The sequence below is a fragment of the Streptomyces sp. C genome (genome assembly GCF_000158895.1).
Classification (GTDB): Bacteria; Actinomycetota; Actinomycetes; order Streptomycetales; family Streptomycetaceae; genus Streptomyces; species Streptomyces racemochromogenes.
Genome location: NZ_GG657750.1, coordinates 124725 through 125893, shown reverse-complemented (window position 1 = coordinate 125893; position 1169 = coordinate 124725). Strand labels below are relative to the sequence as shown.

Genomic DNA, 1169 nt, shown 5'->3' with positions numbered 1-1169 from the left:
CGCGCTGCGGGCTGCGACGATGCCCCCTGTTTCCTTTCGCGGAGGGCATTTGTTCGTTTTCGTGTGTGCCGGGTGCGATGCCGGCCTGACCGTCCCGCTGTCCCCGGTCGAACTGCCGGTCCACGCCCATCAGAAGTACGGCAACGGGATCCAGCTGCCGGTGCTCATGGAGCCGGGCACGTTCGCCGTGGAGCCCGAGCCCTGGGGGCCGCCTTGGCGGAGGTGGGAGGAGGTCGATCCCGACGAGGCGGCGGCCCGCGGCATCCACGTTCCCGTCCACGCCGTGTCCGACGGCGCACCGGGCGCCATCGCCATCGCTCCCGGAGACACCCGTGGCACGGTGCTCCTCCCCGGGAGGGGCGGCGGCTACTGCTGCGGCCTCGACTGGGGTGACGGCCCCAACATGGCCTGCGAGGCGTGCGGCCTGCCCGTGGCGAGCCGGATCGACGACTGCTCGCTCTGGCAGGCGGTCTGGTTCGCGCCGGACGCCGTGCACCGCCTCCCCGTAGCGCCCGCGGACGACGCCGAGTCGGACGTGTCCTCCTGGGCGGAACTGCTGGAGGAAGGGAGGGCCACGCCTCCGGTCGAGCCGATCACCAGTTGGGCCTCGCTGCGCGGCCTGGACCACTGGTGGTCGTGGAGCCCGCGGTGGGAGGCGGCGGCCGGCCGGGCCCTGGCCCACCTGCTGGCGGCGGCGGACGGCAGGCCGGTGACCGTGCCCGGGGGCCTGGCCGCGGAGGTGTTCCAACGCGCCCTCGACGCCCTGCTGCCCGCGGCCGGGCCCGCGCGGCGCGCCGTCCTCGCCGGACCGGGTCTGCCCGCCCCCGACGCGGACGCCGACATGGTCCTCGTACCGACCCACCCGCAGACGGGGGTGCCCTGGAGCCCGGCAGGGCCGGCCGCATCGGCGTACCGGGTGCCGCTGCCGTTCGGGGTCTGGAAGTGGATGGCCTTCCCCGAACGACAGCTCGGGCTCCCGGCGTCGGGAACCATGCCCGACGGCGTCCTCCGCGACGACCCGCCCGCACCACGCCCCGATCACCTGTTCCGGGCCGACGCCGGCACCTTCCACCACACGCTGGTCCGCCTGCTGGCCGCCCGCGGCCCCCGGCTGCGCGAGATCCTCGACAACCTCACGGACCACATGCGCGCGGGCCTCTTCTAGGGGG

At 75.1% G+C, this 1169-nt stretch carries 1 protein-coding gene; it reads left to right on the top strand.

Annotated elements, in window-relative coordinates:
- The first annotated feature begins 49 nt into the window (after window positions 1–49).
- Window positions 50–1165 carry a hypothetical protein gene (locus SSNG_RS00675; RefSeq protein WP_007261844.1) on the top strand — a complete coding sequence of 372 codons (1116 nt, stop codon included), beginning with the start codon at window positions 50–52 and terminating at the stop codon, window positions 1163–1165.
- Window positions 1166–1169 lie beyond the last annotated feature (4 nt).